Origin of the sequence: Aquipuribacter hungaricus (genome assembly GCF_037860755.1) — a bacterium.
In the GTDB taxonomy this organism is placed as follows: Bacteria; Actinomycetota; Actinomycetes; order Actinomycetales; family JBBAYJ01; genus Aquipuribacter; species Aquipuribacter hungaricus.
The window spans coordinates 1-5,510 of sequence record NZ_JBBEOI010000229.1; the positions used below are offsets into that span (position 1 = coordinate 1).

Sequence of the window (5,510 nt, forward strand, 5' to 3'; positions counted from 1 at the left end):
AGCAGGGCGGCGAAGGCGTGGGGCCCGCCGGGCAGGTGGCGGACCAGGCGGGGGTGCAGCACGGCGACGTCGGCGACGCGGGCGCCGACGACGAGGCCCGCGAGGCCCCGGCGGACGCTCTCGACCTCGGGGAGCTCCGGCACGCCTCAGCCTGCCGCGGCGCGCAGGGCCTGGACGACGGCGGCCGCCGCGGCCTGCTCGGCGAGCTTCTTGCTGCGCCCGGTGCCCCGGCCCTCGACGCGGGCGGCGTCGCCGTCGACGTCGGCGGTGCCGTGCTCGGCCGCGGCCAGGACGACGACGGCGGAGAACTCCGGGTCGTGGGCGGGGCCGGTGCGGGTGAGCTCGTAGACCGGCGGGAGCAGCCCGCGCTCGGCGGCGAGCACCTGCAGGACGGTCTTGTGGTCGTGGTCGACGCCCTCGCCGGGCGCGGCGTCCAGCAGGGGCGCGGTGATGCGGAGGACGAGGTCGCGGGACGCCTCGGGGCCGCGCTCGACGTGGACCACGCCGATGAGCGCCTCGACGGTGTCCGCGAGCAGCGAGTCGCGGTCTCGCCCGCCGGTCATCTCCTCGCCGCGGCCCAGCAGCATCGCCGGCCCCACGCCGAGGGCGCGGGCGACCAGGGCGAGCGCCGGCCGGCTGACCACCGCGATACGCATCCGGGACAGCAGGCCCTCGTCGGCCTCGGGGTGCCGGCGGTACAGCTCCTCGGTGACCGCGAGCTGGAGCACGGCGTCGCCGAGGAACTCCAGGCGCTCGTTGGTCGGGACCTGCCCGTTCTCGTAGGCGAACGAGCGGTGCACGAGGGCATGGGTGAGCCCCTGGGGGGACACCTCGACCCCGAGCGCCTCCGCCAGGGCGGTGCGCTCGGGGCCCGGGCCCGTCAGGGGCTCAGGGACGGGCCGAGGGATCAGGCCTGCTCGCGGTCCGTGCGCAGGGCCTCGGTGTAGCGGCGCTGGTCGTAGGCACCGCACGTCGGGCACGCCATGTGGGGGCGGCGGACGGCGCGGCACTGCGGGCACGTGGTCAGCGTGATCGGGGCCGCCTTCCAGTTGGCCCGACGGGACCGGGTGTTGCTGCGGGACATCTTCCGCTTCGGGACGGCCATGTCAGTTCGTCTCTTCCTTCGTGCCAGCGGGGTCGGCGGCGGTCGCCGTCCCGTTGCCGGACCGGGCGTCTGCCTGGGCCAGCTGGTCGGTCAACCCGGCGAGGGCGGCCCAGCGCGGGTCGTTGTCCTCGTGCGAGTGGTCGGGGTCGTCGAGCAGGCGCGCGCCGCAGCGCGAGCACAGTCCGGGGCAGTCCGGGTCGCACACCGGCTGGAACGGCAGGGCCGGCACCAGGGCGTCGCGGACGGTGGGCTCCAGGTCGAGCAGGTCCACGTCCATCAGCGGGAGGGCGTCCGCGTCGGGGTCGGCCTCCTCGGGCGCGGCGTGCAGGAACAGCTCCTGCACGTCGACCTCGACGCCCTCGGTGACGGGGTCCAGGCAGCGCACGCACTCCCCGGTCGCCGTGGCGACGACGGTCCCGGTCACCAGGACGCCCTCCATGACGGCCTCCAGGCGCAGGTCCAGCGACAGCGGCGAGCCGGGGCTCACGCCGATGACCCCGTTGCCCAGGTCCTCCGGGGCGGGGACGTCGCGCTGGAACGACAGCATCGTCCCCGGCCGGCGGCCGAGCTCGTGCGTGTCGATCACCAGCGGCGCGCGCGGGTCGAGCCGCGCCTGCCGCACCGTCGGGGTCACGTGGGGCCTTCCTGGGGAGTCTGGGGTGGGAGCTGCCCGCGCGACGTGGGTCGCGGCAGGGCCAGCCGCCAAAGGTACCGTCCGCCGGGGGCGGGCCCAAACCGGCCCGGCACGGCCGCCGGACGCCTCAGCCGGCCAGGCGGCGCGCCATCGGCCCGAGCACCAGCGGCGGCACCAGGTCGGAGACGTCGCCGCCGTGGCGGGCGACCTCCTTCACCAGCGAGGACGAGATGTGCTCGTAGCGGGGTGCGCCGGGCAGGAACACCGTCTCCAGCCCCGTGAGGTGCCGGTTCATCAGCGCCATCGGCAGCTCGTAGGCGAAGTCGGTCCCCCCGCGCAGGCCCTTGACGACCGCGACGGCGCCGACCTCTCGGCAGTAGTCCACGAGCAGGCCCCCGGCGACGACGTCCACCCGGACGCCGGCGGTGCGCGGGTCCTCGGCCAGCACCTGGCGGAGCAGCTCCGCGCGCTCGTCTGTGGGGAACAGCCCCGCCTTGCCCGGGTTGTGGACGACGGCGGCGACGACGGCGGGGAAGAGCACGGCCGCCCGCGCGATGACGTCCACGTGGCCGAGGGTCACGGGGTCGTAGCTACCGGGGCAGACGGCCAGGCGGGGGGCGTCCTGCGGACCGGTCGCGGGTGCGGTCATGACGGCGACGCTAGCTCGGCGAACCACACCCTGGTCTCGCCGTACGTCCTCGGCTCCAGCGGGTCGAGCGCGGCCGGCCACACCGGCTCCGGGCTGCGGGCGGAGCGCTCGACGACGACGACCGCGTCGGGCCGGCAGCGCGCGGCCACCGCGCCGAGCACCTGCGCCAGCTCGGGCCCGTCGAGGGAGTAGGGCGGGTCGAGCAGGACCAGGTCGAACGACGGGCCGGGGGCGGCGACGTAGCGGGACACCCGGTCCTGGACGACGGACAGCGGCAGGTCGAGGGTGCGGGCGTTGTCGGCCGCCACCCGGGCGGCCACCCGGTCCGCCTCCACCCCGACCGCCCCCGCGGCACCGCGGCTCAGCGCCTCCAGGGCCAGCGCCCCGGAGCCGCAGTAGAGGTCGAGGACCTCCGCGCCGTCGACGGCGCGCCACGCGTCGAGCCGGCCGAACACCGCCTCCCGCGTGCGGTCGGACGTGGGGCGGGTCCCGGTCCCCGGCGGGACGGCGAGCCGACGGCCCCGGGCGCTGCCGGCGACGATCCTCACGCGACGGTCCTCACAGGGCGGTCCTCACGCGCGCAGCCTGTCAGCCACGGGCCAGCCACGCCTCGCGCCCGCCGGCCAGGGCGACCTCGACCGCCTCGGCGAGCGCGGGGTGCTGCTCGAGCGCGGGGTCCTCGGCGAGCACCGTCTCGGCCTCCGCCCGCGCGGCGGTGATGACGTCCAGGTCGTCGACGACGCGCAGCAGCCGCAGCGACGAGCGGGCCCCGGACTGGGCGGCCCCGAGGACGTCGCCCTCCCGGCGGCTGCTGAGGTCGAAGCGGGCCAGCTCGAAGCCGTCGGTGGTCGAGGCCACCGCGTCGAGCCGCTCCCGGGCCTCGGCCCCCGGCGGCAGCCCTGTGACGAGCAGGCAGAGCCCCGGGTGCCCGCCGCGGCCGATCCGGCCGCGCAGCTGGTGCAGCTGGGACACCCCGAAGCGGTCGGCGTCCAGGACGACCATGACGGTGGCGTTGGGCACGTCGACGCCGACCTCGATGACGGTGGTCGCCACGAGGACGTCGACACCGCCCCCGACCACCTCCTGCATGACGGCGTCCTTCTCCTCCGACGCCATGCGCCCGTGCAGCATGCGGACCCGGCAGCCGGCGAGCGCGGGCTGCACCGCGAGCAGCTCCATGGTGTCCAGGACCGACGCCGCCGGCGGGCGCTGCGGGCCGTCCTCAGGCCCGTCCGCCCCGTCCGGATCGCCACCGGCATCCGGGGCGTCGAGGGCGCCGTCCTCCTCGCCCGCGTCGGCGCCGATCCGGCCGCAGACGACGAACGCCTGGCGCCCCGCGTCGACCTCCTCCCGCACCCGCTGCCAGACCCGCTGCGCCCAGGCGGGCCGCTCGGACAGGCCGACGACGTGCGTGGTGATCGGCCGCCGCCCCGACGGGAGCTCGTCGAGCACGCTGGTGTCGAGGTCGCCGAAGACCGTCATGGCCACGGTGCGCGGGATGGGCGTGGCGGTCATGACGAGGACGTGGACGCCGACGCCCCGGGCGCGCAGGGCGTCGCGCTGCTCGACGCCGAAGCGGTGCTGCTCGTCGACGACGACCAGGCCCAGGTCGTGGAACTCGACGGTGTCCGACAGCAGGGCGTGGGTGCCGACGACGACGCCGGCCTCGCCGGTGACGATGTCGAGCAGCGCCCGGCGCCGCACGGCCGTCGGCGCGGAGCCGGTCAGCAGGGTGACGCGGGTGCCGTCGGGGTCGCCGTCGAGCGTCCCCGCCCGGCCGAGCGGGCCGAGCGCGGCGGACAGGGACCGGGCGTGCTGGGCGGCGAGGACCTCGGTGGGGGCGAGCATCACGGCCTGCCCGCCCGCCTCGACGACGGCGAGCATCGCCCGCAGCGCCACCAGCGTCTTGCCGGAGCCGACCTCGCCCTGGAGCAGCCGCTGCATCGGGTGCCCGGAGCCGAGGTCGCCCAGCACCTGCTCCCCCACCCGGCGCTGGCCGTCGGTGAGGGTGAACGGCAGCGCGGCGTCGAAGCGCTCGAGCAGCCCGCCGGGGCGGGGCACGTAGCGGGTGGCCTCGACGGTGCGGGCGCGCGCCCGGCCCCGCACCAGGCCGGTCTGCAGGACGAACGCCTCGGCGAAGCGGAGCGCGGCCTCGCCGGCCTCGCGCTCGGCGTCGTCGGCCGGGGAGTGCACGAGCCGCAGCGCCTCGAGGCGCCCGAGCAGGCCGTGCCGGGCGCGCACGTCCGCGGGCACCGGGTCCGGGACCTCGTCCTCGACGAGGGTGTCGAGCACCTGCCGGACCGCGGCCTGGACGTGCCAGGTCTGGGCCTTCGCCGTGGCCGGGTAGACCGGCGTGAGGCGCCCGGCCCACTCGTCGGCGTAGCCCTCGGCCACGACCCGGTCGAAGTCGTCCGAGCCGTGCAGCTGCATGTCCGGCTGCAGCAGCTGCAACCGTCCGCCGCGACGGCTCACCTTGCCGGAGAAGAAGCCGGACACCCCCGGCTTGAGCTGGCCCTCGCGGAAGCGCTGGTTGAAGAACACGAGGTCCAGCCGGGTGCGGCCGTCGGTGACGACGACCTCGGTGATCGTCCCCTTCCGCTGGCGCATGTGGCGGCTCGTGGCGCTGACGACGTCGGCGTGGACGGTGACGTGCTCGGCCTCGCGCAGCCCGTCGAAGGACGTGAGGTCGCCGCGGGAGGTCCAGCGGCGCGGGTAGTGCTCGAGCAGGTCCGCGACCGTGCGCAGGCCCAGGCTCTCCAGCCGCTCGGCGGTCTTGGGGCCGAGCTCCCGCTCCAGCGGGGTGTCCAGGCGGCGGGGGGTCTCCGGGGCGGCGGGGGCGGGGGCCACGTCACTCGCACCCGAGCAGCAGCAGGTAGCGGGGCTGGCCGCCGCCGCAGACGTCCACCGTCACCCGGCCGTCGGCGCGCAGCCGCGCGGCGAGCGCGGCGGCGACGGGCGCACCGTCCAGGCCCGGCAGGACGGTGACGAGCTCGACGTCCCCGCCCAGGTGCTCGACGACCTGCACCGCGACCTCGACGGGGTCGGTGCCGACGGCCACCACGTCGCGGCCGACGGTGCCGACGGCGTCGCCGGGCCGGCAGGGGCCCGCCGGGGTGCTCGCG

Annotated in this window: 7 protein-coding genes and 1 pseudogene; all 8 read right to left on the minus strand. The window is 77.0% G+C overall.

Translation table 11 applies throughout. The features are described 5' to 3' along the window. Positions 1-143 (minus strand): DNA-formamidopyrimidine glycosylase family protein (locus WCS02_RS16820; protein ID WP_340295338.1); only part of this gene is annotated, 143 nt, incomplete at its 3' end. Between the two features lie 3 nt (positions 144-146). After that, positions 147-830 carry a ribonuclease III gene (gene rnc, locus WCS02_RS16825; RefSeq protein WP_340295328.1) on the minus strand — a complete coding sequence of 228 codons (684 nt, stop codon included), beginning with the start codon at positions 828-830 and terminating at the stop codon, positions 147-149. A gap of 77 nt (positions 831-907) precedes the next feature. Continuing rightward, positions 908-1,105 (minus strand): 50S ribosomal protein L32, encoded by a 198-nt coding sequence (gene rpmF / locus WCS02_RS16830; RefSeq protein WP_340295330.1) that lies wholly within the window; start codon positions 1,103-1,105, stop codon positions 908-910. Position 1,106: 1 nt separating this feature from the next. Beyond that, positions 1,107-1,739 (minus strand): YceD family protein, encoded by a 633-nt coding sequence (locus WCS02_RS16835; RefSeq protein ID WP_376984088.1) that lies wholly within the window; start codon positions 1,737-1,739, stop codon positions 1,107-1,109. A gap of 127 nt (positions 1,740-1,866) precedes the next feature. Further along, on the minus strand, positions 1,867-2,388 hold the full coding sequence (gene coaD / locus WCS02_RS16840; RefSeq protein ID WP_340295332.1) for a pantetheine-phosphate adenylyltransferase: 522 nt from the start codon (positions 2,386-2,388) through the stop codon (positions 1,867-1,869). Beyond that, positions 2,385-2,936, minus strand: a complete 552-nt coding sequence (rsmD, locus tag WCS02_RS16845) for a 16S rRNA (guanine(966)-N(2))-methyltransferase RsmD (RefSeq protein ID WP_340295334.1) — start codon at positions 2,934-2,936, stop codon at positions 2,385-2,387. Before rsmD ends, coaD begins: the two co-directional genes overlap by 4 nt. 40 nt (positions 2,937-2,976) lie before the next feature. Next, complete coding sequence (locus WCS02_RS16850) at positions 2,977-5,235, minus strand: ATP-dependent DNA helicase RecG (protein WP_340295336.1); 2,259 nt, start codon at positions 5,233-5,235, stop codon at positions 2,977-2,979. A 1-nt stretch (position 5,236) separates the two neighbouring features. Next, positions 5,237-5,510 (minus strand): annotated as a pseudogene (locus WCS02_RS16855) (DAK2 domain-containing protein); the annotation flags it as partial.

What these genes read in the sequence shown, in the direction of transcription:
- rpmF (WP_340295330.1), bottom strand. Translation starts at nt 1,105, where the DNA reads ATGGCCGTCCCGAAGCGGAAGATGTCCCGCAGCAACACCCGGTCCCGT.
- coaD (WP_340295332.1), bottom strand. Translation starts at nt 2,388, where the DNA reads ATGACCGCACCCGCGACCGGTCCGCAGGACGCCCCCCGCCTGGCCGTC.